The 25,530-nt window shown below is 59.5% G+C and carries 23 protein-coding genes and 2 tRNA genes; 19 read left to right on the top strand and 6 right to left on the bottom strand.

What is annotated here, in order from left to right:
- The first annotated feature begins 2 nt into the window (after nt 1–2).
- Nucleotides 3–467 (top strand): CreA family protein, encoded by a 465-nt coding sequence (locus tag AC1RL4_RS16260; protein WP_007938427.1) that lies wholly within the window; start codon nt 3–5, stop codon nt 465–467.
- Nucleotides 468–590: 123 nt separating this feature from the next.
- Here the strand turns inward: AC1RL4_RS16260 and rpsT are convergent, their stop codons facing one another.
- On the bottom strand, nt 591–869 hold the full coding sequence (gene rpsT, locus AC1RL4_RS16255; protein WP_007901883.1) for a 30S ribosomal protein S20: 279 nt from the start codon (nt 867–869) through the stop codon (nt 591–593).
- 387 nt (nt 870–1,256) lie between these two features.
- Between rpsT and murJ the strand changes: the two genes are divergently transcribed.
- From murJ to ispH, 6 genes are all read left to right on the top strand, one after another.
- Nucleotides 1,257–2,795, top strand: a complete 1,539-nt coding sequence (gene murJ, locus AC1RL4_RS16250) for a murein biosynthesis integral membrane protein MurJ (protein WP_028938881.1) — start codon at nt 1,257–1,259, stop codon at nt 2,793–2,795.
- Between the two features lie 129 nt (nt 2,796–2,924).
- Nucleotides 2,925–3,875, top strand: coding sequence for a bifunctional riboflavin kinase/FAD synthetase (gene ribF, locus AC1RL4_RS16245; RefSeq protein ID WP_018925885.1), 951 nt, complete (start codon nt 2,925–2,927; stop codon nt 3,873–3,875).
- Nucleotides 3,876–6,707, top strand: a complete 2,832-nt coding sequence (gene ileS, locus AC1RL4_RS16240; protein WP_230173150.1) for an isoleucine--tRNA ligase — start codon at nt 3,876–3,878, stop codon at nt 6,705–6,707. It begins immediately after the preceding gene.
- Nucleotides 6,700–7,212 (top strand): signal peptidase II, encoded by a 513-nt coding sequence (gene lspA / locus AC1RL4_RS16235; protein ID WP_019581266.1) that lies wholly within the window; start codon nt 6,700–6,702, stop codon nt 7,210–7,212. The genes ileS and lspA overlap by 8 nt, the downstream gene beginning before the upstream one ends.
- 7 nt (nt 7,213–7,219) lie before the next feature.
- The gene (gene fkpB / locus AC1RL4_RS16230) at nt 7,220–7,657 is read left to right on the top strand and encodes an FKBP-type peptidyl-prolyl cis-trans isomerase (protein ID WP_172901223.1); all 438 of its coding nucleotides are present in this window, start codon (nt 7,220–7,222) and stop codon (nt 7,655–7,657) included.
- A gap of 149 nt (nt 7,658–7,806) precedes the next feature.
- A complete protein-coding gene (gene ispH, locus AC1RL4_RS16225; RefSeq protein ID WP_018925888.1) occupies nt 7,807–8,754 on the top strand; it encodes a 4-hydroxy-3-methylbut-2-enyl diphosphate reductase in 948 nt (315 codons plus the stop codon).
- On the opposite strand, the gene AC1RL4_RS16220 is transcribed toward ispH, so the two are convergent.
- Nucleotides 8,723–9,280 (bottom strand): GspH/FimT family pseudopilin, encoded by a 558-nt coding sequence (locus tag AC1RL4_RS16220; RefSeq protein ID WP_019581264.1) that lies wholly within the window; start codon nt 9,278–9,280, stop codon nt 8,723–8,725. The two genes, ispH and AC1RL4_RS16220, sit on opposite strands and share 32 nt — an antisense overlap.
- A gap of 131 nt (nt 9,281–9,411) precedes the next feature.
- Between AC1RL4_RS16220 and AC1RL4_RS16215 the strand changes: the two genes are divergently transcribed.
- From AC1RL4_RS16215 to thiO, 7 genes are read left to right on the top strand one after another with little or no spacing between them, the layout of a single operon-like run.
- Nucleotides 9,412–9,885: a GspH/FimT family pseudopilin gene (locus AC1RL4_RS16215; protein ID WP_019581263.1), complete on the top strand. Its 474-nt coding sequence runs from the start codon at nt 9,412–9,414 to the stop codon at nt 9,883–9,885.
- Nucleotides 9,882–10,331: a type IV pilus modification protein PilV gene (gene pilV / locus AC1RL4_RS16210; protein WP_019581262.1), complete on the top strand. Its 450-nt coding sequence runs from the start codon at nt 9,882–9,884 to the stop codon at nt 10,329–10,331. Before AC1RL4_RS16215 ends, pilV begins: the two co-directional genes overlap by 4 nt.
- Nucleotides 10,328–11,041: a PilW family protein gene (locus AC1RL4_RS16205; RefSeq protein WP_019581261.1), complete on the top strand. Its 714-nt coding sequence runs from the start codon at nt 10,328–10,330 to the stop codon at nt 11,039–11,041. The genes pilV and AC1RL4_RS16205 overlap by 4 nt, the downstream gene beginning before the upstream one ends.
- Nucleotides 11,042–11,052: 11 nt before the next feature.
- Entirely contained in the window at nt 11,053–11,532 is a 480-nt protein-coding gene (locus AC1RL4_RS16200; RefSeq protein ID WP_019581260.1) for a pilus assembly PilX family protein, read from the top strand.
- On the top strand, nt 11,519–14,641 hold the full coding sequence (locus tag AC1RL4_RS16195; protein ID WP_230173152.1) for a pilus assembly protein: 3,123 nt from the start codon (nt 11,519–11,521) through the stop codon (nt 14,639–14,641). The genes AC1RL4_RS16200 and AC1RL4_RS16195 overlap by 14 nt, the downstream gene beginning before the upstream one ends.
- Nucleotides 14,642–14,654: 13 nt before the next feature.
- The gene (locus AC1RL4_RS16190) at nt 14,655–15,056 is read left to right on the top strand and encodes a type IV pilin protein (RefSeq protein WP_019581258.1); all 402 of its coding nucleotides are present in this window, start codon (nt 14,655–14,657) and stop codon (nt 15,054–15,056) included.
- Nucleotides 15,057–15,111: 55 nt separating this feature from the next.
- A complete protein-coding gene (thiO, locus tag AC1RL4_RS16185) occupies nt 15,112–16,212 on the top strand; it encodes a glycine oxidase ThiO (protein WP_096479528.1) in 1,101 nt (366 codons plus the stop codon).
- A gap of 19 nt (nt 16,213–16,231) precedes the next feature.
- Here the strand turns inward: thiO and AC1RL4_RS16180 are convergent, their stop codons facing one another.
- The 4 genes from AC1RL4_RS16180 to AC1RL4_RS16165 form a co-directional block, all read right to left on the bottom strand.
- The gene (locus AC1RL4_RS16180; protein ID WP_019581256.1) at nt 16,232–17,578 is read right to left on the bottom strand and encodes a sigma-54-dependent transcriptional regulator; all 1,347 of its coding nucleotides are present in this window, start codon (nt 17,576–17,578) and stop codon (nt 16,232–16,234) included.
- Nucleotides 17,575–19,164 carry a sensor histidine kinase gene (locus AC1RL4_RS16175; protein WP_230173154.1) on the bottom strand — a complete coding sequence of 530 codons (1,590 nt, stop codon included), beginning with the start codon at nt 19,162–19,164 and terminating at the stop codon, nt 17,575–17,577. Before AC1RL4_RS16175 ends, AC1RL4_RS16180 begins: the two co-directional genes overlap by 4 nt.
- Entirely contained in the window at nt 19,154–19,387 is a 234-nt protein-coding gene (locus tag AC1RL4_RS16170; RefSeq protein ID WP_019581254.1) for a PP0621 family protein, read from the bottom strand. Before AC1RL4_RS16170 ends, AC1RL4_RS16175 begins: the two co-directional genes overlap by 11 nt.
- A 136-nt stretch (nt 19,388–19,523) precedes the next feature.
- Nucleotides 19,524–20,540 (bottom strand): outer membrane protein assembly factor BamD, encoded by a 1,017-nt coding sequence (locus AC1RL4_RS16165; protein ID WP_230173156.1) that lies wholly within the window; start codon nt 20,538–20,540, stop codon nt 19,524–19,526.
- Nucleotides 20,541–20,691: 151 nt separating this feature from the next.
- On the opposite strand from AC1RL4_RS16165, the gene rluD reads away from it, so the two are divergent.
- From rluD to AC1RL4_RS16140, 5 genes are all read left to right on the top strand, one after another.
- Complete coding sequence (gene rluD / locus AC1RL4_RS16160; RefSeq protein ID WP_007901932.1) at nt 20,692–21,654, top strand: 23S rRNA pseudouridine(1911/1915/1917) synthase RluD; 963 nt, start codon at nt 20,692–20,694, stop codon at nt 21,652–21,654.
- Nucleotides 21,651–22,373: a peptidoglycan editing factor PgeF gene (gene pgeF, locus AC1RL4_RS16155; RefSeq protein WP_028938883.1), complete on the top strand. Its 723-nt coding sequence runs from the start codon at nt 21,651–21,653 to the stop codon at nt 22,371–22,373. The genes rluD and pgeF overlap by 4 nt, the downstream gene beginning before the upstream one ends.
- Before the next feature lie 130 nt (nt 22,374–22,503).
- On the top strand, nt 22,504–25,068 hold the full coding sequence (clpB, locus tag AC1RL4_RS16150; protein WP_019581252.1) for an ATP-dependent chaperone ClpB: 2,565 nt from the start codon (nt 22,504–22,506) through the stop codon (nt 25,066–25,068).
- Nucleotides 25,069–25,367: 299 nt separating this feature from the next.
- Nucleotides 25,368–25,443 (top strand) — tRNA-Asn (locus AC1RL4_RS16145).
- Nucleotides 25,444–25,452: 9 nt separating this feature from the next.
- Nucleotides 25,453–25,529: transfer RNA gene (locus AC1RL4_RS16140), tRNA-Pro, on the top strand.
- Nucleotide 25,530: the final 1 nt, after the last annotated feature.

Below are 25,530 nucleotides of genomic sequence, written 5' to 3'. Positions count from 1 at the left end.
GAATGCGTGTGGCAAAAGGATTATTGGGCTTATTGTTGGCGATGCCATTGCTGGCCTCGGCCGAGGAAATCGGCCAGGTGTCGACGGTGTTCAAATTTGTCGGCCCGAACGACCGTATTGTTGTCGAGGCGTTTGATGATCCGAAAGTGGAGGGCGTGACCTGTTACCTGTCGCGCGCCAAGACCGGCGGCGTGAAGGGTGGTCTGGGGTTGGCGGAGGATCGCGCTGAAGCGTCTATTGCATGCCGTCAGGTCGGGCCGATCAACTTCAAGGGTGAGCTCAAGGATGGCGAGGAGGTGTTCAAAGAGCGCACCTCGCTGGTATTCAAGACTATGCAGGTGGTGCGATTCCTCGACAAGAAGCGCAATACCCTGGTGTATCTGGTCTACAGCGATCGTTTGATCGAGGGTAGTCCGCAGAATGCGGTGACGGCGATTCCGATTCTGCCGTGGACGCACGCTCAGTAAGATAGCGAAGGTCCAAGTGTGGGGGCGAGCCTGCTTGCCCCCACATTTTTTTTGCATTGTATTTGATAAATCGCAGGCAATAAAAAACCGACCCTGAGGTCGGTTTTTTAACGAGCGCGTCGCTTAGGCAGCAGCGGCAACGTTCAGGGCCTTGACGTGGCCATTCAGACGGCTCTTATGGCGAGCAGCTTTGTTCTTGTGGATGATGCCTTTATCGGCCATACGGTCGATAACTGGCACGGCCAGAACGTAAGCAGCTTGAGCTTTAGCAGCGTCTTTTGCGTCGATGGCTTTAACTACATTCTTGATGTAGGTACGAACCATGGAACGCAGGCTGGCGTTGTGGCTGCGACGCTTCTCAGCCTGTTTTGCACGTTTTTTGGCGGAAGGTGTGTTGGCCACCGTCGAGCTCCTCGAAAGACTTTTTAGGAAATAGCAAACAAAATAGGCCGCGAATCATGCCGATGAGTTGATGGCTTGTCAAGGGCGGGAGAGACGTTCCGCTAAGTGGCCGGTTCCGACCCCATGAAAACTACTGCGCTCGGCAATACAGCGTTGAAAGCAGACTCGAAATGCTCATTGACTAAAGTCAACTCCGCTTTCTCGCCTGCTTTCGCCTTGTCTTGCCTTCGCTCGCTACGTTTTCAAGGGGACGGTGCGCTGGATATTTCTTTCCGGCGCGCGACCTGTAAACTCGCGAGCTTTGGCTCTGTGCTGTTGCGGCGCGGAGTATCGCATAAGTGGGCGCGTTGTTCGCCTGCTGTTTATCGACAGGCACAAACTCTTTCAATGAATCTGCTCAAATCGTTGGCCGCTGTCAGCTCTATCACGATGCTTTCCCGGGTGTTGGGGTTTGTTCGTGACACTCTAATCGCCCGTGCATTTGGTGCCGGAATGGCGACCGACGCCTTCTTTATCGCCTTCAAGCTGCCCAATCTGCTGCGGCGGATCTTCGCCGAAGGGGCGTTTTCCCAGGCCTTTGTGCCGATTCTTGCCGAATACAAAAGCCAGAAGGGCGAGGAGGCGACGCGGACCTTCATTGCCTACGTCTCAGGCCTGCTGACACTGGTACTGGCGCTGGTCACTGCGTTGGGCATGCTCGCCGCCCCCTGGGTTATCTGGGCCACGGCACCGGGTTTCGTCGATTCTCCGGAAAAATTCCAGCTGACGACCGATCTGCTGCGGGTCACTTTCCCTTATATATTGCTGATCTCCCTGTCATCGCTGGCCGGGGCGATCCTCAACACCTGGAACCGCTTCTCGGTGCCAGCCTTTGTGCCGACCCTGCTCAATGTCAGCATGATCATCTTTGCGGTGTTCCTGACGCCGTATTTCGATCCGCCGGTGATGGCGCTGGGCTGGGCCGTTCTGGTGGGTGGGCTGGCGCAGCTGCTTTATCAACTGCCGCATCTGAAAAAAATCGGCATGCTGGTACTGCCGCGTTTGAACCTGCGCGATAGCGGTGTCTGGCGGGTCATGAAACAGATGCTGCCCGCGATCATCGGCGTTTCGGTGAGTCAGATTTCGCTGATCATCAATACCATTTTTGCCTCGTTTCTGGTGGCCGGCTCCGTGTCCTGGATGTATTACGCCGACCGCCTGATGGAATTGCCATCCGGCGTGCTGGGTGTGGCGCTGGGCACGATTTTGTTGCCGACCCTGGCCAAGACCTATGCCAGCCAGGATCGCCACGAATACTCGCGAATCCTCGATTGGGGGCTGCGCCTGTGCTTCATGCTGGTGTTGCCGTGCTCCCTGGCGCTGGGGATTCTGTCTGAGCCACTGACGGCTTCGCTGTTCCAGTATGGCCAGTTCAGCGCTTTCGATGCGGCCATGACTCAGCGCGCGTTGATCGCTTATTCCGTCGGCTTGCTGGGGATTATCGTGATTAAAGTGCTGGCGCCGGGTTTCTATGCGCAACAAAACATCCGCACTCCAGTGAAAATCGCGATTTTCACCCTGATCGTCACTCAGCTGTTCAACCTGGTGCTGATCGGTCCGCTGGCGCATGCCGGCCTGGCCCTGGCCATCAGCGCGGGTGCCTGCATCAACGCCGGTTTGCTGTTTTATCAACTGCGCAAGCAGCAGATGTATCAGCCGCAACCGGGCTGGGCGAAGTTCGGGCTCAAATTGCTGGTGGCGGTAGCGGTGATGTCTGCAGTATTGCTGGGTGCGATGCACTTTATGCCGGCCTGGGGGCAGGGGCCTATGCTTGAGCGGCTGCTGCGTCTGGGGGCATTGGTGATCGCAGGCGTCGTGGCGTATTTCGGCATGTTGCTGTTGATGGGCTTCCGTTTGCGCGACTTCAATCGCAAGGCCTTGAGCTGAAGACGTTATCTCGATAATCATGGGCGAACCGGCAGTTTTGTCGGCTCGATTACTTTGGGTTACGGTGTTGCCTGTCGTCGGCCGCCGGGTGTGGTTATAATCGACCACTTTATGAGCAAGAAGCGCGTTATGCAGCTGGTTCGAGGTCTCCACAACCTGCGCCCCCAGCATCGGGGCTGTGTCGCCACTATTGGCAACTTTGACGGTGTTCACCGTGGCCACCAGGCTATCCTGGTCCGGCTGCGAGAGCGTGCGCTCGAGTTGGGCGTGCCCAGCTGCGTGGTGATTTTCGAGCCGCAGCCGCGGGAGTTCTTCGCTCCGGACACCGCCCCGGCCCGTCTGGCCCGCCTGCGGGACAAACTGCAGCTGCTGGCCGAAGAAGGTGTCGACCGGGTGTTGTGCCTGGCTTTCAACCATCGCCTGAGCAAACTCAGCGCCAGGGAGTTCGTCGATACCATTCTGGTGGACGGCCTCGGCGTGCAGCATCTGGAAGTTGGTGACGATTTCCGGTTTGGCTGCGACCGGCTGGGGGATTTCGACTACTTGCAACAGGCCGGCGTCCTTCAGGGCTTTACCGTCGAAGCGGCGCAGACCGTCGAGCTGGACGGCATTCGTGTCAGCAGCACTCAGGTCCGCAATGCCCTGGCCGCTGCCGATTTCGCCTTGGCCGAACAACTGCTCGGTCGCCCGTACCGGATTGCCGGTCGGGTCCTGCATGGCCAGAAGCTGGCGCGCCAGTTGGGTACGCCCACGGCCAACGTGCAACTCAAGCGTCGTCGTGTGCCGTTGAGCGGGGTTTACCTGGTCAGCGTCGACATCGATGGCAAGACCTGGCCAGGCGTCGCCAATATTGGTGTGCGGCCAACGGTCGAAGGGGATGGCAAAGCCCACCTCGAAGTGCACCTTTTAGATTTTGCCGGCGATCTGTATGACCGGCGTTTGACGGTGGTTTTCCACCACAAGCTGCGTGAAGAGCAGCGTTTCGCCTCTCTGGAGGCGCTTAAGACGGCGATCAATGCGGATATCGCCGCCGCCCGTGCCCTGTCGCACCTAGCGCCAATCGCTAATGAAGAGCCTTAAATGACCGACTATAAAGCCACGCTAAACCTTCCGGACACCGCCTTCCCAATGAAGGCCGGCCTGCCTCAGCGCGAACCGCAGATTCTGCAGCGCTGGGACAGCATTGGCCTGTACGGTAAGTTGCGCGAGATTGGCAAGGATCGTCCGAAGTTCGTACTGCACGACGGTCCTCCGTACGCCAACGGCACGATTCACATCGGTCATGCGCTGAACAAGATTCTCAAGGACATGATCATCCGCTCGAAAACCCTGTCGGGTTTCGACGCACCTTATGTTCCGGGCTGGGACTGCCACGGTCTGCCAATCGAGCACAAAGTCGAAGTGACCCATGGCAAGAACCTGGGCGCCGACAAGACCCGCGAACTGTGCCGTGCCTACGCCACCGAGCAGATCGAAGGCCAGAAGTCCGAATTCATCCGTCTGGGCGTGTTGGGCGACTTCGCCAACCCCTACAAGACCATGGACTTCAAAAACGAGGCCGGTGAAATCCGCGCCCTGGCGGAAATCGTCAAGGGTGGCTTCGTGTTCAAGGGCCTGAAGCCTGTGAACTGGTGCTTTGACTGCGGTTCGGCCCTGGCTGAAGCGGAAGTTGAGTACGAGAACAAAAAGTCCGCGACCATCGACGTGGCCTTCCCGATCGCTGATGAGGCCAAACTGGCTGCCGCGTTCGGTCTGCCATCGTTGGCCAAGCCTGCTTCGATCGTGATCTGGACCACCACGCCGTGGACCATCCCGGCCAACCAGGCGCTGAACGTTCACCCGGAGTTCAACTACGCCCTGGTCGACGTCGGCGACAAGCTGCTGGTACTGGCTGAAGAGCTGGTCGAATCCTGCCTGGCCCGCTACAGCCTGGAAGGTTCGGTGATCGCCACCACCACTGGTAAAGCACTGGAACTGATCAACTTCCGTCACCCGTTCTACGATCGCCTGTCGCCGGTTTACCTGGCCGACTACGTTGAGCTGGGCGCGGGCACCGGCGTGGTTCACTCCTCGCCAGCCTACGGCGTAGACGACTTCGTGACCTGCAAGAAGTACGGCATGGTCAACGATGACATCATCAATCCGGTGCAAAGCAATGGCGTGTATGTGCCATCGCTGGAGTTCTTCGGCGGCCAGTTCATCTGGAAGGCCAATCCGGCCATCGTCGATAAACTGACCGAAGTCGGCGCGCTGCTGCACACCACCACCATCGAACACAGCTACATGCATTGCTGGCGTCACAAGACCCCGCTGATCTACCGCGCCACCGCGCAGTGGTTCATCGGCATGGACAAAGAGCCAGCAGCGGGCGACACCCTGCGCAAACGCGCGATCAAAGCCATCGAAGACACCAAATTCGTCCCGGCCTGGGGCCAGGCGCGCCTGCACTCGATGATCGCCAACCGTCCGGACTGGTGCATCTCCCGTCAGCGCAACTGGGGCGTGCCGATCCCGTTCTTCCTGAACAAGGAAAGCGGCGAACTGCACCCACGCACCGTCGAACTGATGGAAATCGTCGCCCAGCGCGTCGAAGTCGAAGGCATCGAAGCCTGGTTCAAGATGGACGCCGCCGAGTTGCTCGGTGACGAAGCGCCGCTGTACGACAAGATCAGCGACACCCTGGACGTCTGGTTCGACTCGGGCACCACGCACTGGCACGTCCTGCGCGGTTCGCACCCGATGGGTCACGAGACCGGCCCACGCGCCGACCTGTACCTGGAAGGTTCGGACCAGCACCGCGGCTGGTTCCACTCGTCGTTGCTGACCGGTTGCGCCATCGACGACCACGCACCGTACCGCGAACTGCTGACCCACGGTTTCACCGTCGACGAATCCGGTCGCAAAATGTCCAAGTCCCTGGGCAACGTGATCGCGCCGCAGAAGGTCAACGACACCCTGGGCGCCGACATCATGCGTCTGTGGGTAGCGTCTACCGACTACTCGGGTGAGATGGCGGTTTCCGAGCAGATCCTGCAACGCAGTGCGGACGCCTACCGGCGCATCCGTAACACCGCGCGCTTCCTGCTTTCCAACCTGACCGGTTTCAACCCGGCCACCGACCTCCTGCCGGCCGAAGAAATGCTCGCCCTGGACCGTTGGGCCGTGGATCGCACGCTGTTGCTGCAACGCGAGCTGCAGGAGCACTACGGCGAATACCGCTTCTGGAACGTCTATTCCAAGATCCACAACTTCTGCGTGCAGGAGCTGGGCGGTTTCTACCTGGACATCATCAAGGACCGCCAGTACACCACTGGCGCCGACAGCAAGGCCCGTCGTTCGTGCCAGACCGCGCTGTTCCACATCAGCGAAGCGCTGGTGCGCTGGATCGCGCCGATCCTGGCGTTCACCGCCGACGAGCTGTGGCAATACCTGCCGGGCGAGCGTAACGAGTCTGTGATGCTCAACACTTGGTACGAAGGCCTGAGCGAACTGCCGGAAGGCTTCGAGCTGGATCGCGCTTACTGGGACCGGATCATGGCGGTCAAGGTGGCGGTCAACAAGGAAATGGAAATCCAGCGTGCAGCCAAGGCCGTCGGTGGCAACCTGCAAGCCGAAGTGACGCTGTTCGCCGAAGACGCGCTGAGCGCCGACCTGGCCAAGCTGAGCAACGAGCTGCGTTTCGTGCTGATTACTTCGACCGCCAGTGTCGCGCCATTGGTGCAGGCACCGGCCGATGCCGTGGTCACCGAAGTCAGCGGCCTGAAGCTCAAGATCGTCAAGTCGGCTCACGCCAAGTGCGCCCGTTGCTGGCACTGCCGTGAAGACGTCGGCGTGAACCCGGAACATCCGGAAATCTGCGGTCGTTGCGTCGACAACATCAGCGGCGCGGGCGAGGTTCGTCACTATGCCTAATGCGGCTGGCCGTTTCGGACGGCTGAGCTGGCTCTGGTTGAGTTTGCTGGTCCTGGTCATTGACCAGGCCAGCAAGTTCTACTTCGAAGGCAAGCTCGAGATGTACCAGCAAATCGTGGTGATCCCCGATTTGTTCAGCTGGACCCTGGCCTACAACACCGGGGCGGCGTTCAGCTTCCTGGCTGACAGCTCCGGCTGGCAGCGCTGGTTGTTTGCGTTGATCGCGGTGGTGGTCAGTGCGGTGCTGGTGATCTGGCTCAAGCGCCTGGGGCGCAACGACACCTGGCTGGCGATTGCGCTGGCCCTGGTGCTGGGTGGCGCGCTGGGCAATCTGTACGACCGCATTGCCTTGGGCCATGTGATCGATTTCATTCTGGTGCACTGGCAGAACCGCTGGTATTTCCCGGCGTTCAACTTTGCTGACAGCGCCATTTCTGTCGGTGCCGTAATGCTCGCGCTGGATATGTTCAAAAGTAAGAAGACCGGAGAAACCGTTCATGACTGAACAGGTATTGGCTGAACAACGTATCGGCCAGAACACGGAAGTCACCTTGCACTTTGCATTGCGCCTGGAGAACGGCGACACCGTCGACAGCACTTTCGACAAAGCCCCGGCGACCTTCAAGGTCGGCGACGGCAACCTGTTGCCAGGCTTCGAGGCCGCGCTGTTCGGCTTCAAGGCCGGCGACAAACGCAGCCTGTCCATCGAGCCGGAAAACGCTTTTGGCCAGCCTAACCCGCAAAACGTGCAGGTCATCCCGCGCTCGCAGTTCCAGGACATGGAACTGTCGCCAGGATTGCTGGTGATCTTCAATGATGCCGCCAATACCGAGCTGCCGGGCGTGGTGAAGGAATTCGATGACGCGCAAGTGACCATCGACTTCAACCACCCGCTCGCCGGTAAGACCTTGACCTTTGACGTCGAGATCATCAACGTCAAAGCGTTGTAACTGACCGAATACGGTCACCTGTAGGAGCAGAGCTTGCTCGCGAAGGCGTCATCACATTCAGCATCAATGTTGACTGACACACCGCTTTCGCGAGCAAGCTCTGCTCCTACAATGATCTAACTTCTTGCGCGCAAGACACGAGGCACAGCATGCAAATCAAACTCGCCAACCCCCGTGGCTTCTGCGCCGGTGTGGACCGGGCGATCGAAATCGTCAACCGCGCCCTGGAAGTCTTCGGGCCGCCGATCTATGTGCGCCACGAAGTGGTCCACAACAAATTCGTCGTCGAAGACCTGCGTGCCCGTGGGGCGATCTTCGTCGAGGAACTGGATCAGGTGCCGGACGACGTGATCGTGATCTTCAGCGCTCACGGCGTTTCCCAGGCCGTGCGTACCGAAGCCACAGGTCGTGGCCTGAAGGTGTTCGACGCGACCTGCCCGCTGGTGACCAAGGTGCACATCGAAGTCGCGCGTTACAGCCGTGACGGCCGTGAATGCATCCTTATCGGTCATGCCGGCCATCCGGAAGTCGAAGGCACCATGGGCCAGTACGATGGCAGCAATGGTGGCGCGATCTATCTGGTCGAAGACGAGAAAGATGTCGCCGAGTTGCAGGTGAACAACCCTGAAAAACTGGCTTTCGTTACCCAGACCACCCTGTCCATGGACGACACCAGTCGCGTGATCGACGCCCTGCGTACGCGTTTTCCGGCGATCGGTGGTCCGCGCAAGGACGACATCTGCTACGCCACGCAAAACCGTCAGGACGCTGTCAAGCAACTGGCGGACGAGTGCGACGTGGTGCTGGTGGTCGGCAGCCCGAACAGCTCCAACTCCAATCGTCTGCGTGAACTGGCCGAACGCATGGCCACTCCGGCCTATCTGATCGATGGCGCCGAAGACCTGCAAAAGAGCTGGTTCGACGGTGTCGAGCGCATTGGCATCACGGCCGGTGCCTCCGCTCCGGAAGTGCTGGTGCGTGGCGTGATCCAGCAACTGCAGGCCTGGGGTGCCACGGGGGCCGATGAACTGGCCGGCCGCGAGGAGAACATCACCTTCTCCATGCCTAAAGAGCTGCGCGTGCGTTCGCTGCTGTAATACTTTCCGCCTTTCGACACAGCGCCTGCTCAGCCTTACGGTTGGCCAGGCGCACTCGACCGCTCGCCGCCAGCACCACCTGGAGCTGGCTGACCGGCTCGCGAGCCGAGCAAATATGTAGCGTCCCTGCCTGAAATGCCCGCCCGGGCATCAGCGGTTGGCCCAGACTGCTGAAACGCACGAAACGCCTGACCCACCAATTGCCGACAATCGGCGTTCGCGCATCACCTGCGCGCTCGACCAGTAGCGGATTGCTGCTGTCCTCTGGCCCTTTGCCGCTGATGTCCAGAATGATCCGCCAGCCCTGGCTCCAATCGCCGTTGATGCCATGAATGACCACGCTCTGGTTGCGGGTTATGGCCAGGGTTCTGGCCTGCCGGATCCCGCTGATCAGCGACTCGGCCGCCTGCTCCCGATGATTCGATTCCGTCAGTGCAGCGAACGCCGGACTGACCAAGTGCAGAACAATCCCGACAATCGTCAGTCCCATGAGCAGTCCGATCAGGCTGAAACCTTGCTGATGCATGTCATCTCCCTCCATGGAGTGCTGCGGCCCGCGCGATCCTTGCGCGAGTAATGGCAAAACAACCGTACATCTGTCGGTCGAATGTTCTAGCGTGTAGAAGCAGGTATAGCCGACGGCAACGGAGGGCACTGATGGATCATCGTACAAAAGGTTTCACGCTGATCGAGTTGCTGGTCACGCTCGCGGTGTTTCTGATCCTGATTACACTGGCCGTTCCGGCGTTCACCCGCTCGGTGCAAAGCAACAAGGCCGACACCGAGGTCGGCGATTTGCAACGGGCACTCAATTACGCACGGCTTGAGGCGATTGATCGGGGCCTCACCACTCGGGTTCGCCCGACGGCCGGCGGCAGTGTCTGGACCGGTGAGCTGAGCGTTTATGACAGTACTGGCAATCCGGCCAATGTATTGCGGGTTGTTCCAGCGATGAGCAGCGGAGCAACTCTGACGCTAACCTCAGGAGTGACCGCGATTGATTTCAACAATCTCGGCGGCTTGGCAGCGCCGTCCACGGCGGTGGTGATCAGTTATGTGCTGGGGGCGCAAAGCAGGACGCTGAATGTGTGTTTGAACGGACGAATTCTATTGGGTGGAAGTTGCGGATGAGGGGTTGGAGCAAGCGTGCACAGGAGGGCATGACGCTGATCGAGGTACTGGTCGCGTTGTTGGTGCTGGCTGTGGGTCTGTTGGGCGCGGCGGCGATTCAGCTCAATGCGCTGAAGTACACCGACAGCTCACGGATGACCAGCCAGGCGAGTTTTATCGCCTACGACATGATGGACCGCATTCGCGCCAACTCCGGCGCCGATTACACCGTCACGCCACCGACCTCGGGCAACCTGAGCGTGGCCCGGGATCAGGACCTCTACGACTTCACCACCAATATCGTCAATTTCGGCGGCGCCACGGCCACCGGCAGCATTGTCCGCTACCAGCGGGTGTACACCATCACCATTACCTGGGACGACTCCCGGGCTGCCAATGTCGCCGATTCGCGCCGCAGTTTCGTCCTCACCAGCCGTGCCACCGTTGATCCGGTGACGACACCATGAACAGAAACAGCAGAGGTTTCGGCCTGATCGAATTGCTGATCGCCCTGGCGTTGAGCCTGATCGTGGTCCTGGGCGTGGCGCAGATTTTCATCGCCGCCAAAAACACCTACGTCAGCCAGAACACCGCCGCCGGGATGCAGGAAGATGCGCGGTTCGTCCTGAGCAAGATGATTCAGGAAATTCGCATGGTCGGCATGTTCGGTTGCCTGGGTACGATTACCGACGCCAGCTCGGCGGGGGATTTCAATGCCAGCCTGCTCACGCCGATCAGTTGGGACAATGCCAATCTCAAATTAACGCTGGTCACCGCAGATGTCGGCGGCAGTGGCGGAGTGCCGACTTGGACGGTGGTTTCCGACTGCCGAAATACTGCGACGGCCTACACCGGTTTACGCACGCCGGCATCGGGGCAGTTGGCGTTTCCGATCCGGCGGCTGGTCTACAGCTTCAGCAACAACCAACTGCTGATGGGCTCCGGCACTGGCACGCCGACTCAGGCGGTGCTGGTAAACAACGTCAGTGCCTTTGGCGTGAGCTTCGGCATCGCCAGTTCAGCCACGGATACAGCCGCCTCCAGTTACAGCAGTAATCCGTCCGATCCGGCGCGAATCCGCAGTGTGCGGCTGACGCTGACCCTCACCGACCCGAACAACCGGGTCCGCAATCAAACCTTCAACGTAGTTGCCGCCTTGCGCAACCGGTTGCAATGAGGGGAGGGCCGATGAGTCGTGCGCCCATGACATCTCACGCCCAGCGCGGCATGGCGCTGCTGGTCAGCCTGGTGTTTCTCCTGGTGCTGACATTGATCGGTCTCTCGTCGATGCAGAGCGCCACGTTGCAGGAGAAAATGACCAGCAGCGTGATCCTGCGCAACCAGTCGTTCCAGGGCGCGGAAGCGGCGTTGCGGGTCGGTGAAAGCGCGGTGCAACTGAACTCCTACTCATTGCCGGTCTGCAGTGGCACCAGCCAGTGCGCACCACCGGCCGAGGCGTCGGTCATTACCGCCGCCGGGTTCAACTCCACCTCGGGGGTGAGCTGGATCGCCGTCGGCAACGGCTTTTACGGAGTGCAGAACATCGGTACCACCCTGACGGCCGTGAACGTGCCGAGTAACACATCGGCAACACTTTACCGGGTGACCGCCGTGGGTATCGCGGGCAGTTCGCGCAGTGTGGTGGAGAGTATTTATGCGAAGTACTGAGACCCGCACAGGCTGGCGCCGTTGGTTACTGCAGCTGCTCTGCGGCGCGGCCTTGAGCCTTTACCTGGCCGCGCCGACCTACGCCTTCACGCCCTCGGATTCTCCGCTGTTGAGCGCCGCCGCCGTGCCTCCCAATGTGATGCTGCTGCTCGATGACTCGGGGAGTATGAACAACATTATCTGGGCAGCCGGCTTCGACCCGACGGTCGTACGCACCCCTGTGACGATTTGCCTCTCCAATGGATCGTGCAACAAAGGCCGCGACCTGGACATGACCGATAACAATATCGCCTTGTCGAGTTTGAATCATGGAACATGCTCGAAGGCCGGATGGTACGGTTTTTATAAAAACAGCCTTCTCGGTCTGGATTCGCTTTGCCTGAAGCTTCCCGATCCGGTGGGAAACGAGGACACACGGTATACGGCGAATTATTTGTCCTACCTGATCAGCCTGGCCAACAATACTGACCGGGACTTCACCGACGGCTCGATCCCCAACGATTACCGGATGAACGTGGCGCGCAACGTTTCCAAGACGTTGGTGGCCAATAACCGTTCGCTGCGCATCGGCCTGTCGACGTTCAACCTGGCGGTCGGCAACCATAAGGATGACGGTGGTTACATCGCTCGCTCGATCAGTGATTTGTCGGCGGTCAGCGGCACTGTGACCCAAGCTCAGGCCGATACCAATTACGCCTCACTGATCGCCGGGATCGACGAGTTGAGCGCGCAAGCCAATACGCCACTGGCGGAAGCCTATTACGAGATCACTCGTTATTTCCGTGGCATGGCGCCGTACAACAACTCGACGCCCGACACCTATACCAGTCCGATTCAGTACCGTTGCCAGAAAAATTACGGGGTGGTGATCACCGATGGTCTGCCGACCTACGATCGAACCTTTCCGACCGATGATCCGCTGGGTGGCAGCCAGTTACCGAACTGGGACGGGATCAGCAGTAACGATGGTACCGACCCCTCAGGCGACGATGAAGGCGACACCCTGTACCTGGATGACATTGCCAAGTTCGCTTTCGACATCGACATGCGTTCCACGGGAACCGATGCCACAGGCAAAAGCTGGAACGCCCTGGATTTTCCCAAGCAGAACATGAACACCTATACCGTGGGTTTCACCGCTGCAAACCAGATGTTGGTGGATGCCGCGACCTATGGGCAGGGCAAGTATTACCAGGCGAGCGACAGTGCGGGACTTAACAATGCACTGTCTGCAGCCCTGAGCGACATCACTTCCAAGGCCGGTTCAGGTGGCAGTGGCGTGGCCAGCGGCACAACCCTGACCAGCAACTCGAGCTATTTCCAGACCAGTTACGATCCCAAGGACTGGCGGGGTACGATCAAGTCCTTTGGTTTCACGTCGGCGGGCGCGGTTAACACCGCCGCCGTGCTGTGGACGACCGACACCACCATCGTGCCCGGCGCCACTGCGCCGACCTACCAGTCCTGGAACACGCAAACCAACGCGGCGGTCATCCTGGCTTACAGCAATTTCTCTGCGGCGCAGCAGACCGCCCTCAACCAGGGGCTGCCCACTGGCATCAACGGCAACGATCTGGTGGAGTGGAGCAAGGGCATCAACAAAACCGGGTTGAAAGTTCGCAGTGTATTGCTCGGCGACATCATCAATTCGCCACTCGTGCTGGCCTCACCCACGGACAAAACCGCGTCCGATCTGGTGGCAGACACCAGCTACAGCACTTACCTGACCACCAAAGCCGCCAACATGAATGCCAGCCTGGTGGTGAATGCCAACGACGGTTTTGTAAACATCATCAACTCGGCCAATGGTGTCAGGCGTTATGCCTACATGCCCTCCAGCGTGCTGCCATCGCTGAACGACATCGCTGATCCCACTTACATCAACGGTGTGAGCCACAAGTTTCTGGTCGATGGCCAGGTCGGCGTGTTCGATGCCCAGCTCAATAGCGCCTGGAAAACCCTGGCGATTGGCGGCACGGGGGCGGGCGGCAAAACCTTCTATGCGCTGCAGTTGTTCGACGCATCGGCCGGTAACGAAACTAAAGCGCTGTGGGAAATCAGTGCACCGGCCACGGCCAGTACAGCGAACGTTTTCAATGATCTGGGTTATGCCTATGCGCGCCCCGAAGTGGCACGCTTGGCCGATGGTCGCTGGGCCGCGTTTATCTCCAACGGCTATGGCAGCAACTCCGGGGTGGCGGCGTTGTATGTGGTGGATATTCGCGACGGCTCGCTGATCAAGAAAATCGTGATCGACAGTACCGAAACCACCAACGGCCTGTCGTCGGTGAAGCTCAGGGTCAACTCGCAGAATGTGGTGCAGGCTGCCTATGGGGGCGATCTGAAAGGGCGGTTGTGGAAGTTCGATTTGAGTGGCACCACCCCTGACACCTGGGGCGTGGCGTTTTCCGGCAAGCCGTTGTTCACCACAGCAGGTGGCGCGACCCAGCCGATTACCGCGCAACCGTTGCTGGCGGATCACGTGTTGGGCGGCAAGGAGGTGTTTTTCGGCACCGGCAAATTCAATGAGGTTGCCGACAAGACCAACAAGGATCTGCAGGCGTTCTACGCGGTATGGGATGCCGAGGGGGGCGCAGGACAAATCACCGTTTCCAGTTTGCAGGCGCAGGCGGTGACCGGCGTGTTTTCGGGCAGTACCGGGCAATTCATCACCACCAGCCAGAACGAGGTGACCTACCCGGCCAAGAAAGGCTGGTACTTGCCCCTGGTATACAACAACGTGCTGACGGGGGAGCGAGTGATCTATCAGGCCAGCCTGGTGTCGGGGCGGATCATTTTTACCACGCTCAGTGTGGATACCGTGGACCCCTGTGCCAGCTTCGGCACCGGCAAACTGGTCGAACTCGATGCGTTCAGCGGTAAGATGCTCAATTACGCGGTACTCGACACCAATGCCGACGGGGTGGTCGACGGCAACGACACGATTTCCAGCGGGGTGATCTTCACCGGTGGTATCCCGACCCTGAACGCGGTCGTCAATGACGCAACCCGCAAGATTGTGAACGACTCCGGTGGTGGCGTGACCACTCTGGTGGAAAAATCCGGTGGCGGCAGCGGCCGTCGCATCATGTGGCGACAAATACAGTAAGTGAGAGTGAGGCATGCGCAGATCCAACCGAGGTTTTACCCTGATCGAAATCATGATCGTGATTGCGATCATTGGGATCGTCATCACCATTGGCTATCCGAGCCTCACCGAGTACGTAAAAAAGGGCCGCCGTACTGAAGTCGCCGGGTTGCTTTCCGAGCAGGCGCAGATCCTCGAGCGTTTCTATTCGAAGAATAATGTCTACACCAATGCCACTGGCCTCAGCGCTGGCAATGATTTCTACACCATCACCCCGACCCTGACCGATCAGACCTTCCTGCTGACGGCAACACGCAAGGCCGGTTCGACCATGGCCAGCGACAAGTGCGGTGATTTCACTCTCACCAATACCGGTGTCAGGAGTATGGTCAATGCCGCGTCCGGCCTGGCCACCAAGGATTGCTGGGGTCGCTGAGTTCCTTTTCGGGCGCCTTTTGCGCCCTCTGTCTATTGAACGGTTGGATCAGAACATGAGCAGTCAACAGCAAGTGGTGATTGTCGGTGGCGGGGTGATAGGCCTGCTGACGGCGTTCAATCTCGCGTCCGAAGTGCAGAGCGTGGTGCTGCTGGACCGCTCGAGCGTCGGTCAGGAGTCTTCCTGGGCCGGTGGCGGGATCGTTTCGCCGCTCTACCCATGGCGCTACAGCCCGGCGGTCACTGCACTGGCTCATTGGTCCCAGGATTTTTATCCACAACTGGCCCAGCGTTTGTTCGCTGCCACCGGTGTCGATCCTGAAGTGCACACCACCGGGTTGTACTGGCTGGACCTGGATGACGAGGCCGAAGCGCTCGCCTGGGCCGAACGGGAGAACCGTCCGCTGCGGGCTGTGGATATCTCTGCGGCGCACGATGCGGTGCCGGTATTGGGCGCCGGTTTTTCGCGGGCGATCTACATGGCCGATGTGGCCAATGTGCGTAATCCACGGCTGGTGAAATCCCTCAAGGCCGCCTTGCTGGCGTTGCCGAACGTGACGATCCATGAACAATGCGAGGTCAGCGAATTTATCCGGGAAGGTTCTGCGGTGGTCGGGGTACGGACCTCGATGGGGGCCATTCGGGGTGATGAGGTGGTTTTGACAGCGGGGGCCTGGAGCGGTGACTTGCTGAAAAAGCTGGGCCTGGAGCTGCCGGTCGAACCGGTCAAGGGACAGATGATTCTCTACAAGTGCGCGGCGGACTTCCTTCCGAGCATGGTCCTGGCCAAGGGGCGTTATGCCATTCCTCGGCGCGACGGGCACATCCTGATCGGCAGTACGCTGGAGCATGAGGGCTTCGACAAGACGCCAACCGACACGGCGCTGGAAAGCCTGAAGGCATCGGCGGTGGAGTTGATTCCGGCATTGGCGGATGCCGAGGTGGTGGGGCATTGGGCGGGGTTGCGGCCCGGGTCGCCTGAAGGAATCCCCTATATCGGTCGGGTGCCGGGATATGACGGGCTCTGGCTCAACTGCGGGCATTACCGTAACGGGCTGGTGCTGGCGCCGGCGTCGTGTCAGTTGTTTGCCGATGTGATGCTGGGGCGGGCGCCGATTATTGACCCTGCGCCGTATGTGCCAGCCGGACGAATCTGACAGAAGAGCTGTTAACGGTTCAATCCAGCCCCAATTTCTTCAGCCTGTAACGCATCGACCGAAATGACAGATTCAATCGCTGGGCCGCCGCCGTGCGGTTCCAGCGGGTTTCTTCCAGGGCCTGGAGGATGAGTTTGCGTTCGACGTTTTCCAGATAGGCTTCCAGATTGTCGATCTGTGTCAGGTCTGGCACGCCGCCGTCCGGATTGCAGTTGCCTTCCGCCAGGCGCAGGTCGCTGGCTTCGATCTGTTTGTTCTCGCACAAGGTGTGAGCCCGTTCGAGCATGTTCTCCAATTCCCGCACGTTTCCAGGAAAGCGATAGTTTTTCAGCGCTTCGAGGGCTTGTGGGTGGAGTTTTGCGGGGGGCTGGCCAGTGCTGGCCGCCAGTCGCTTGAGCATATTGTTGGCCAGAAGCTCAATGTCGTCGCGGCGTTCGCGCAAGGACGGTACTCGCAGCTCGATCACGTTCAGGCGGTAGTACAGGTCCTGGCGAAAGCGTTCGGCGGCGACTTCGGCATCGAGGTCTTTGTGAGTGGCGCAGAGGATGCGCACATCGACCACGGTTTCCTGCTGGCCACCGATGCTGCGAACGGCTTTCTCCTGTATGGCCCGCAGCAGTTTGACCTGCATTGCCAGCGGTAGGTCAGCCACTTCGTCGAGGAACAAAGTACCGCCATGGGCAGCCTGGAACAGCCCAGGCTTGTCTTCGATGGCGCCGCTGAAACTGCCTTTGCGATGGCCGAAAAACTCGCTTTCCATCAATTCCGACGGGATTGCCCCACAGTTCACCGGGACGAACGGTCGGCTGGCGCGCGGGCCTTGGTCGTGGATAAGTCGAGCGACCAGTTCCTTGCCGCTGCCGGACTCGCCACTGATGTAGACCGGGGCTTGGCTGCGGGCCAGTTTGTCGATTTGTTTGCGCAGGTTGCGCATTGGCAGCGAGTCGCCCAGCAGCCGACGGTCGATGGCGCTGCTGGCGCCGCCTGGCGCTGGCAAGCTCAGGGCGCTGATGACCAGCTCACGCAGGCGGGTGAGGTCGACCGGTTTGGTCAGAAAGTCGAAGGCGCCGGCCTTGAGGGCATTTATAGCGGTCTCCAGGCTGCCGTAGGCGGTGATCATCGCCACCGGCACTTGCGCATAGCGCTGCTGGATGTGTTGTACCAGCGCCAGTCCGGTGCCGTCAGGCAGGCGCATGTCGGTCAGGCACAGGTCGAACGTATCCTGTGCCAGCAGCGCCTGCGCTTCCGCGAGGTTGCGTGCGCTGAAGGTGTCGAGTTTCATCCGTCCCAGGGTGATTTCCAGGAGTTCGCGGATATCCGGCTCGTCGTCGACGATGAGGATTTTTTGCCGTGGGCTCGTGTTCAACTTTGTTTCCGTCCGTGAGCAAAGGTGATGCGAAAGCAGCCGCCGCCTTGGCGTGATTTGAAGTCTAGGCGGGCTTGATTGCTTTCGCACAGCTCACGGGACAGATAAAGCCCCAGGCCAGTACCCTGGCTGCTGGTGGTGAAGAACGGTTCGAACAAGTGCGTGCGCTGCTCCGGCTCGACGCCGGGGCCATCATCGAGCACTTCAAGGGTCGGCAACTGGCTGTCCGGGTCGATAAACAACTCGAGCCAGGCCTGTGCCTGATCATGCTTGAGGGCGCTATGGCGCCAGGCATTGCGCAACAGGTTATCGAGAATCTGGGTCAGCTGATTCGGATCCATCAGGGTTTTGAAGTTTCCCAAGCCGATGCGCAGGTGAATCTGCTGATGTTCTTTCGAGCCCTCGCGGGTTTCGGCGACGAAATGCTCCAGCCACGGCTTCAAATCGAGCCGTTGCGGCACGGTTTGCTGACGACGGGATAGTTGCAGGACGTTTTCGATTACCCGATTCATGCGCTGAGAGTGGTTTTGAATAATCTGCGTCAGACGCCGGTCCGCACCGTTCAGTTCCTCGGATTCCTGCAGTAACTGCGCGGCATGACTAATGGCGCCCAGTGGATTGCGGATCTCATGGGCAATCCCGGCGGTCAGGCGACCTAGGGCGGCGAGTTTCAGTTGTTGGGCCTGTTGGGCGATTTGGGCGAGGTCTTCGAGAAAAACCAGCGTCTGGTGGTGCGGGCTTTGGTCCAGGGCAATGAAGCTTGGTTGCAGCTCGAGGCCGTTGCTGGCGATCTGCAGGCTTTGCGGGCGCAATGTTGGATTGTTGAGCCACAGTTGGAGCCGCTCGACCAACGGCATCGAGTAATCGTCGATCAACTGGCCGTCCAGTTTTTCCTGCCCCAGCAAGGTCAAGGCGCTGTGATTGGCCAGTTGCACCCGCCGCTGGTCGTCGAGCACCAGAATGCCCGTGCGCATGCGTTGCAGGATCAGTGCGTTGAGGGCTTCGAGACCGAGCACTTCACTGGCCCGCTGTTCGGCCAGGGTTTCACTGACCTCCAGTCGTCGGGTCAAGCCCTGCACCAGCAGCGCCGCGGCAAAACACAGGGCGCCGAGGGTGCCGATTTGCAGGTAATCACTGGGGCTGGCGGGGTGGTTGAAGCTCAGGATGAAGCTAAAACCCACGATGCCAAGGGCACCGACCGCTGCGATCAGCAGACCGATACGCCCGCGCAGCAAGGTATTGCTGATGGCCACTGAGACGATCAGCAAATTGCCGATGGCGCTGGCCATGCCGCCTGCGGCATAGAACAAGCCGCACAGCAGCAGGACATCGACCAGCGCCAGGCCGAACAGCTGCGCGGGGCGCTGGGTGTTCCCCAGAAAGACCACCAGCAGGATATTCAGCACCAGGTACAACCAGCTGCCGTTGCGCAGCAGGTCGTCATTGGCGAACTTCAGCAACTGGTTGTCCATGTTGCTGGAGATCAACAGCACCAGGGTGATGCCGACGCTTAAGCGGTAGAGGTGATAGAGGCGCAGCAGTCGCTGGGCCTGTTTGTTGCCTGGGCTGGGCGTCTCAGCGATCACTGGGGCCCGGGCCTTGCTCAAGGTGAGCCTGGCTGCAATACCACTGTTGTTCGAGTTTCAACGCGCGGTCGCGGGGCAGGTGTACGCCGCAATGAGCACAGCGAACCATGGGCGGAGCATCTTGCTCGCGCGGCATATTGGCGACCGACGTCGGGCCCTTGAACTTGCGCCAGAACCATACGGCAGCGGCAATCAGGGCGATCCAGAACAATAGACGAAGCATGGTGAGCTGCTTTTTGATTAATGAATTGGCAGTTTAGCCAAGGACGGGTCAAGCGCACAGCGCAATACACTCACCCTAAAGTCCGGCAATAAAAAAGGCGCCTCGAAAGGCGCCTTCCCGGTACAACATCCCCGCGTCAGTCGAACAGACCGAAGGTCATGTGACTGAACCAGGAACGGTCGGTGTTGCTGGACTCGGGTTCCGGTTCTTCGATCACATCGCCGTTTTCATCTTTAGGCTTGAGCTCGTTCGGAATCGCGTCCTTGGCATCCTGGAACTGCTTCTGCACGTCCTGGTTGGCGCGGGTTTCGCCCGGCGGCAGTGGCGGACGGGATTCGATCAGGCCCAGGGTGGCCTTGCTCAGCCACGAACGGTTGTCGGCTTCGGCTACCGATGGCACGAACTGACCGTCCACCAGGCTCGGGTGGTTCGGGTAGTTGAGTTTCAGGGTTTCGAGGGTGGTCGCAGCCAGTTCGTCCAGGTGCAGACGCTGGTAGGCTTCGGTCATCACCGCCAGGCCGTCGCCGACCGATGGGGTTTCCTGGAAGTTTTCCACTACATAACGGCCACGGTTGGCGGCGGCAACGTAGGCCTGACGGGTAAGGTAGTAGTCGGCAACGTGGATTTCATAGGCCGCCAGCAGGTTGCGCAGGTAAATCATGCGCTGCTTGGCGTCCGGCGCGTAGCGGCTGTTCGGGTAGCGGCTGGTCAGCTGGGCGAACTCGTTGTAGGAGTCGCGGGCAGCGCCCGGGTCACGCTTGGTCATGTCCAGTGGCAGGAAGCGCGCCAGCAGGCCGACGTCCTGGTCAAAAGAGGTCAGACCCTTGAGGTAGTAGGCGTAATCGACGTTCGGGTGCTGCGGGTGCAGGCGAATGAATCGCTCGGCGGCGGACTTCGCAGCCTCAGGCTCGGAGTTCTTGTAGTTGGCGTAGATGAGCTCGAGTTGAGCCTGATCGGCATAGCGACCGAACGGATAACGCGACTCCAGGGCCTTCAGCTTGGCTGTGGCGGCGGTGTAGCTATTGTTGTCCAGATCGTGCTGAGCCTGCTGGTACAGCTCGACTTCGCTCAGGTTTTCGTCTACGACTTCCTTCGATGAGCAAGCAGCGGTCAATGCGAGGATGGCGATCAGCAGCAGGTGTTTCACTTGCATGGCGGCTTGCGTCCCTATGACGGCCGCTGTCTTGGGCGGGGCCGTCCTGTTATGATGAGTGCCCCGTTGAAAAGCCTCGGGGCAAAAGACGCCGTATTTAACCACAAGCGCGCAGCCGAAACCAAAGGCTGTGCCGACGCCTAGTCTGAGCATGTCCGATAAAATTGAACTTCGCGCAGAGGTGCCGTCCGAATTGGGCGGCCAACGCCTCGATCAAGTCGCCGCACAATTATTCGCTGAGCACTCGCGCTCGCGCCTTTCCGCCTGGATCAAAGACGGCCGCCTGACTGTGGATGGGGCGGTTATCCGCCCGCGAGACATCGTTCACGGTGGCGCCATTCTTGAACTGACTGCCGAGCAGGAAGCTCAGGGCGAATGGATCGCTCAAGACATTGAGCTGGACATCGTCTATGAAGACGACGACATCCTGGTGATCAACAAGCCTGCGGGCCTGGTGGTGCATCCGGCCGCTGGTCACGCCGACGGCACCTTGCTCAACGCCTTGCTGCACCACGTGCCGGACATCATCAATGTGCCCCGCGCCGGTATCGTGCATCGCCTGGACAAGGACACCACCGGTCTGATGGTGGTGGCCAAGACCATTCAGGCGCAGACACAGCTGGTCACTCAATTGCAGAGCCGCAGCGTCAGCCGGATCTACGAGTGCATCGTAATCGGTGTGGTGACGGCCGGCGGCAAGATCAATGCACCGATCGGTCGTCACGGCCAGCAGCGCCAGCGCATGGCGGTGATGGAAGGTGGCAAGCAAGCCGTCAGTCACTACCGCGTGCTCGAGCGTTTCCGCTCCCACACTCATGTGCGAGTGAAGCTGGAAACCGGTCGTACGCACCAGATTCGCGTGCACATGGCGCACATCAACTACCCGTTGGTCGGAGATCCTGCCTACGGCGGTCGTTTCCGTATTCCACCGGCCGCCAGCGTGACCATGGTCGAATCCCTGAAGAATTTCCCGCGTCAGGCGCTGCATGCGCGGTTCCTGGAGCTGGATCATCCGACCACCGGTAAACGCATGAGCTGGGAATCGCCACTGCCGGATGACTTCGTCTGGTTGCTGTCGCTGCTCAAGCAAGACCGCGAGGCGTTCATCGGATGACCTGGCTGACGCCTGACTGGCCCGCGCCGGCCAGCGTCAAAGCCTGCGTTACCACCCGTGCGGGCGGCGTCAGTCTGGCGCCGTTCGACAGCCTCAACCTCGGCGATCACGTCGACGACAGCCCTGAAGCCGTCGCCGAAAACCGCCGTCGTCTCACCGATCGTTTCTCGATTCAGCCGGCCTGGTTGCAACAGGTTCACGGCATTGTCGTGGCCCAAGCGGACCCGAACCTGGTAGCCACTGCCGACGCCAGCTGGACGGCAACACCCGGTATCGCTTGCACAGCGATGACCGCCGACTGCCTTCCTGCGCTGTTTTGCGACCGTGCCGGCACCCGCGTCGCTGCCGCCCATGCCGGTTGGCGCGGGCTGGCGGCGGGTGTGCTGGAGGCGACCCTCGACAGTCTGGCTGTACCGCCCGAAGACGTACTGGTCTGGCTCGGCCCGGCCATTGGCCCTCAAGCCTTTGAAGTCGGCCCGGAAGTGCGCGAAACCTTCGTCCAGCAATTGCCTGAAACCGCTAACGCCTTTGTGCCGAGCCACAATGCTGGCAAATTCATGGCTGATATCTATGAGCTGGCGCGTTTGCGTCTGGCCGCTCGCGGTGTCACTGCTGTTTATGGCGGTGGTTTCTGCACAGTGACCGATCCACGTTTCTTTTCTTACCGCCGCAGTCCTCGCACCGGCCGGTTTGCCTCTCTGATCTGGCTCGAACGCTAGACTTCTCTGATCTGCATCAACTCCACGACGCTTGAATCTCCCAGAATCGACCACATCTATAGCGGTATCTGGCAGGTTTCTTTATTCGGGATGTTTATAGGTCCGGCCTGCTCAAAAGGAAGGTGAACCCATGCGTATAGACCGTTTAACCAGCAAGCTACAGTTAGCCTTGTCCGACGCCCAGTCCCTGGCTGTCGGCCTCGATCATCCGGCCATTGAACCGGCGCATTTGATGCAGGCCATGCTTGAACAGCAGGGTGGTTCGATCAAACCCCTGCTGATGCAGGTGGGTTTCGACGTCAACAGCCTGCGTAAAGAACTGACCAAAGCGCTCGATCAGCTGCCGAAAATCCAGAACCCGACCGGCGACGTGAACATGTCGCAGGATCTGGCACGCCTGCTCAACCAGGCCGATCGCCTGGCCCAGCAGAAGGGTGACCAATTCATCTCCAGCGAACTGGTGCTGCTCGCCGCGATGGACGAGAACAGCAAGCTCGGCAAATTGCTGCTCGGCCAGGGAGTGAGCAAAAAGGCGCTGGAAAACGCGATCAACAATCTGCGCGGCGGTGAGGCGGTCAATGACGCCAACCAGGAAGAATCACGCCAGGCGCTGGATAAATACACCATCGACCTGACCAAGCGCGCCGAAGAGGGCAAGCTCGATCCGGTGATCGGCCGTGACGATGAAATTCGCCGCACCATTCAGGTTCTGCAACGCCGCACCAAGAACAACCCGGTGCTGATCGGTGAACCTGGCGTGGGTAAAACCGCCATCGCCGAAGGCCTGGCTCAGCGCATCATCAACGGTGAGGTGCCGGACGGTCTCAAAGGCAGGCGCCTTTTGTCCCTGGACATGGGGGCATTGATTGCCGGCGCTAAATACCGCGGCGAGTTCGAAGAACGCCTCAAGTCCCTGCTCAATGAACTGTCGAAGCAGGAAGGGCAGATCATTCTGTTCATCGACGAATTGCACACCATGGTCGGCGCGGGCAAGGGCGAAGGCTCGATGGATGCGGGCAACATGCTCAAACCGGCATTGGCTCGCGGTGAGCTGCATTGCGTCGGTGCGACCACGCTCAACGAGTATCGCCAATATATAGAGAAGGACGCGGCCCTCGAGCGGCGTTTCCAGAAGGTCTTGGTGGACGAGCCGAGCGAAGAAGACACCATCGCCATCCTGCGTGGTCTGAAAGAGCGCTACGAAGTTCACCACAAGGTGGCAATCACTGACGGTGCAATCATCGCCGCGGCCAAGCTCAGTCATCGCTACATCACTGACCGCCAGTTGCCGGACAAGGCGATCGACCTGATCGACGAAGCCGCCAGCCGCATCCGCATGGAAATCGACTCCAAGCCGGAAGTGCTGGACCGTCTGGAACGTCGCCTGATTCAGCTGAAGGTGGAATCCCAGGCGCTGAAGAAAGAAAGCGACGACGCGGCGAAGAAACGTCTGGAAAAGCTGCAGGAAGAAATCGCCCGTCACGAGCGTGAGTATTCGGACCTCGAAGAAATCTGGAACTCGGAAAAAGCCGAGGTCCAGGGTTCGGCGCAAATCCAGCAGAAAATCGAACAGTCCCGTCAGGAACTGGAAGCCGCACGCCGTAAAGGCGACCTGAACCGCATGGCCGAGCTGCAATACGGGGTGATCCCGGACCTGGAGCGCAGCCTGCAAATGGTCGACCAGCACGGCAAAAGCGAAAACCAGTTGTTGCGCAGCAAGGTGACTGAAGAAGAGATCGCTGAAGTCGTGTCGAAGTGGACCGGCATCCCAGTGGCGAAAATGCTCGAGGGCGAGCGCGAAAAACTGATGAAGATGGAAAGCCTGTTGCACCAACGTGTGATCGGTCAGGACGAAGCAGTGATCGCCGTCTCCAACGCAGTGCGGCGTTCCCGTGCGGGGTTGTCCGATCCGAATCGCCCGAGCGGTTCGTTCATGTTCCTCGGCCCGACCGGTGTCGGTAAAACCGAGTTGTGCAAGGCGTTAGCCGAGTTCCTCTTTGATACTGAAGAGGCGATGGTACGGATCGACATGTCTGAGTTCATGGAGAAACATTCCGTGGCTCGTCTGATCGGCGCGCCACCAGGCTACGTGGGCTATGAGGAGGGCGGTTACCTGACCGAGGCGGTGCGTCGCAAGCCTTACTCGGTGATCCTCCTGGATGAGGTCGAGAAGGCCCACCCGGATGTGTTCAACATCTTGCTGCAAGTGCTCGAAGATGGCCGTTTGACCGACAGCCATGGCCGCACGGTGGATTTCAAAAATACCGTGATCGTCATGACCTCCAACCTGGGCTCGGTACAGATCCAGGAACTGATAGGCGATCGCGAAGCGCAGCGTGCAGCGGTGATGGATGCGATTTCCACGCACTTCCGGCCGGAGTTCATCAACCGGGTCGACGAAGTGGTGATCTTCGAGCCGCTGGCTCGGGATCAGATCGCGGGCATTACCGAGATCCAGTTGGGTCGCCTGCGTAGCCGTCTGACCGAGCGCGAGCTGAAGCTTGAGCTGAGTCCGGAAGCGATGGATAAGCTGATCGCCGTCGGTTACGACCCGGTCTATGGCGCACGGCCGCTCAAACGGGCGATCCAGCGCTGGATCGAGAACCCGCTGGCACAGCTGATTCTATCGGGTCGTTTCATGCCCGGAGAGACCGCCAAAGGTGTGGTGGAGCACGACGAAATCGTCTTTGCCTGATCCTCGGTGGCAACAAAATGAAAGAGGCCTCGCATTGCGAGGCCTTTTTTTCGATAGGCTGTTGAACTCAAAGGAAAATGCTTGTAAAGTGCGCCCCGCAGTAAGTCACCCCGAAAGGGTTTCTGCTCCCCAAGCAGGAATCTGAAATAAGTTGCAAATCATTAACTTGAAAGCAATTTAGGGGGTTGACAGAGGTGCTTAAGATTGTAGAATAGCGCGCCTCAGACACACGAACGCAGCGATGCGAACGGGTCGAAGAGGTGAAGCAAGCTTCACAGTTGTAAATTGAAATATGTAGTTCCGTGATAGCTCAGTCGGTAGAGCAAATGACTGTTAATCATTGGGTCCCAGGTTCGAGTCCTGGTCACGGAGCCAATTTCAAACCGGGGTATAGCGCAGTCCGGTAGCGCGCCTGCTTTGGGAGCAGGATGTCAGGAGTTCGAATCCCCTTACCCCGACCAT

The organism is Pseudomonas sp. GW822-FHT07A10 (assembly GCF_058798795.1).
Note: the sequence above shows the minus strand (reverse complement) of the source record. Positions and strands in the feature narration are given on the sequence as shown.

What these genes read in the sequence shown, in the direction of transcription:
- AC1RL4_RS16170 (WP_019581254.1), bottom strand. Translation starts at nt 19,387, where the DNA reads ATGCTTCGTCTATTGTTCTGGATCGCCCTGATTGCCGCTGCCGTATGG.
- ileS (WP_230173150.1), top strand. Translation starts at nt 3,876, where the DNA reads ATGACCGACTATAAAGCCACGCTAAACCTTCCGGACACCGCCTTCCCA.
- AC1RL4_RS16215 (WP_019581263.1), top strand. Translation starts at nt 9,412, where the DNA reads ATGGATCATCGTACAAAAGGTTTCACGCTGATCGAGTTGCTGGTCACG.
- AC1RL4_RS16195 (WP_230173152.1), top strand. Translation starts at nt 11,519, where the DNA reads ATGCGAAGTACTGAGACCCGCACAGGCTGGCGCCGTTGGTTACTGCAG.
- AC1RL4_RS16260 (WP_007938427.1), top strand. Translation starts at nt 3, where the DNA reads ATGCGTGTGGCAAAAGGATTATTGGGCTTATTGTTGGCGATGCCATTG.
- rluD (WP_007901932.1), top strand. Translation starts at nt 20,692, where the DNA reads ATGTCCGATAAAATTGAACTTCGCGCAGAGGTGCCGTCCGAATTGGGC.
- murJ (WP_028938881.1), top strand. Translation starts at nt 1,257, where the DNA reads ATGAATCTGCTCAAATCGTTGGCCGCTGTCAGCTCTATCACGATGCTT.
- pilV (WP_019581262.1), top strand. Translation starts at nt 9,882, where the DNA reads ATGAGGGGTTGGAGCAAGCGTGCACAGGAGGGCATGACGCTGATCGAG.
- clpB (WP_019581252.1), top strand. Translation starts at nt 22,504, where the DNA reads ATGCGTATAGACCGTTTAACCAGCAAGCTACAGTTAGCCTTGTCCGAC.
- ribF (WP_018925885.1), top strand. Translation starts at nt 2,925, where the DNA reads ATGCAGCTGGTTCGAGGTCTCCACAACCTGCGCCCCCAGCATCGGGGC.
- AC1RL4_RS16220 (WP_019581264.1), bottom strand. Translation starts at nt 9,280, where the DNA reads ATGCATCAGCAAGGTTTCAGCCTGATCGGACTGCTCATGGGACTGACG.
- thiO (WP_096479528.1), top strand. Translation starts at nt 15,112, where the DNA reads ATGAGCAGTCAACAGCAAGTGGTGATTGTCGGTGGCGGGGTGATAGGC.
- ispH (WP_018925888.1), top strand. Translation starts at nt 7,807, where the DNA reads ATGCAAATCAAACTCGCCAACCCCCGTGGCTTCTGCGCCGGTGTGGAC.
- pgeF (WP_028938883.1), top strand. Translation starts at nt 21,651, where the DNA reads ATGACCTGGCTGACGCCTGACTGGCCCGCGCCGGCCAGCGTCAAAGCC.
- AC1RL4_RS16165 (WP_230173156.1), bottom strand. Translation starts at nt 20,540, where the DNA reads ATGCAAGTGAAACACCTGCTGCTGATCGCCATCCTCGCATTGACCGCT.
- AC1RL4_RS16190 (WP_019581258.1), top strand. Translation starts at nt 14,655, where the DNA reads ATGCGCAGATCCAACCGAGGTTTTACCCTGATCGAAATCATGATCGTG.
- AC1RL4_RS16200 (WP_019581260.1), top strand. Translation starts at nt 11,053, where the DNA reads ATGAGTCGTGCGCCCATGACATCTCACGCCCAGCGCGGCATGGCGCTG.
- lspA (WP_019581266.1), top strand. Translation starts at nt 6,700, where the DNA reads ATGCCTAATGCGGCTGGCCGTTTCGGACGGCTGAGCTGGCTCTGGTTG.
- AC1RL4_RS16205 (WP_019581261.1), top strand. Translation starts at nt 10,328, where the DNA reads ATGAACAGAAACAGCAGAGGTTTCGGCCTGATCGAATTGCTGATCGCC.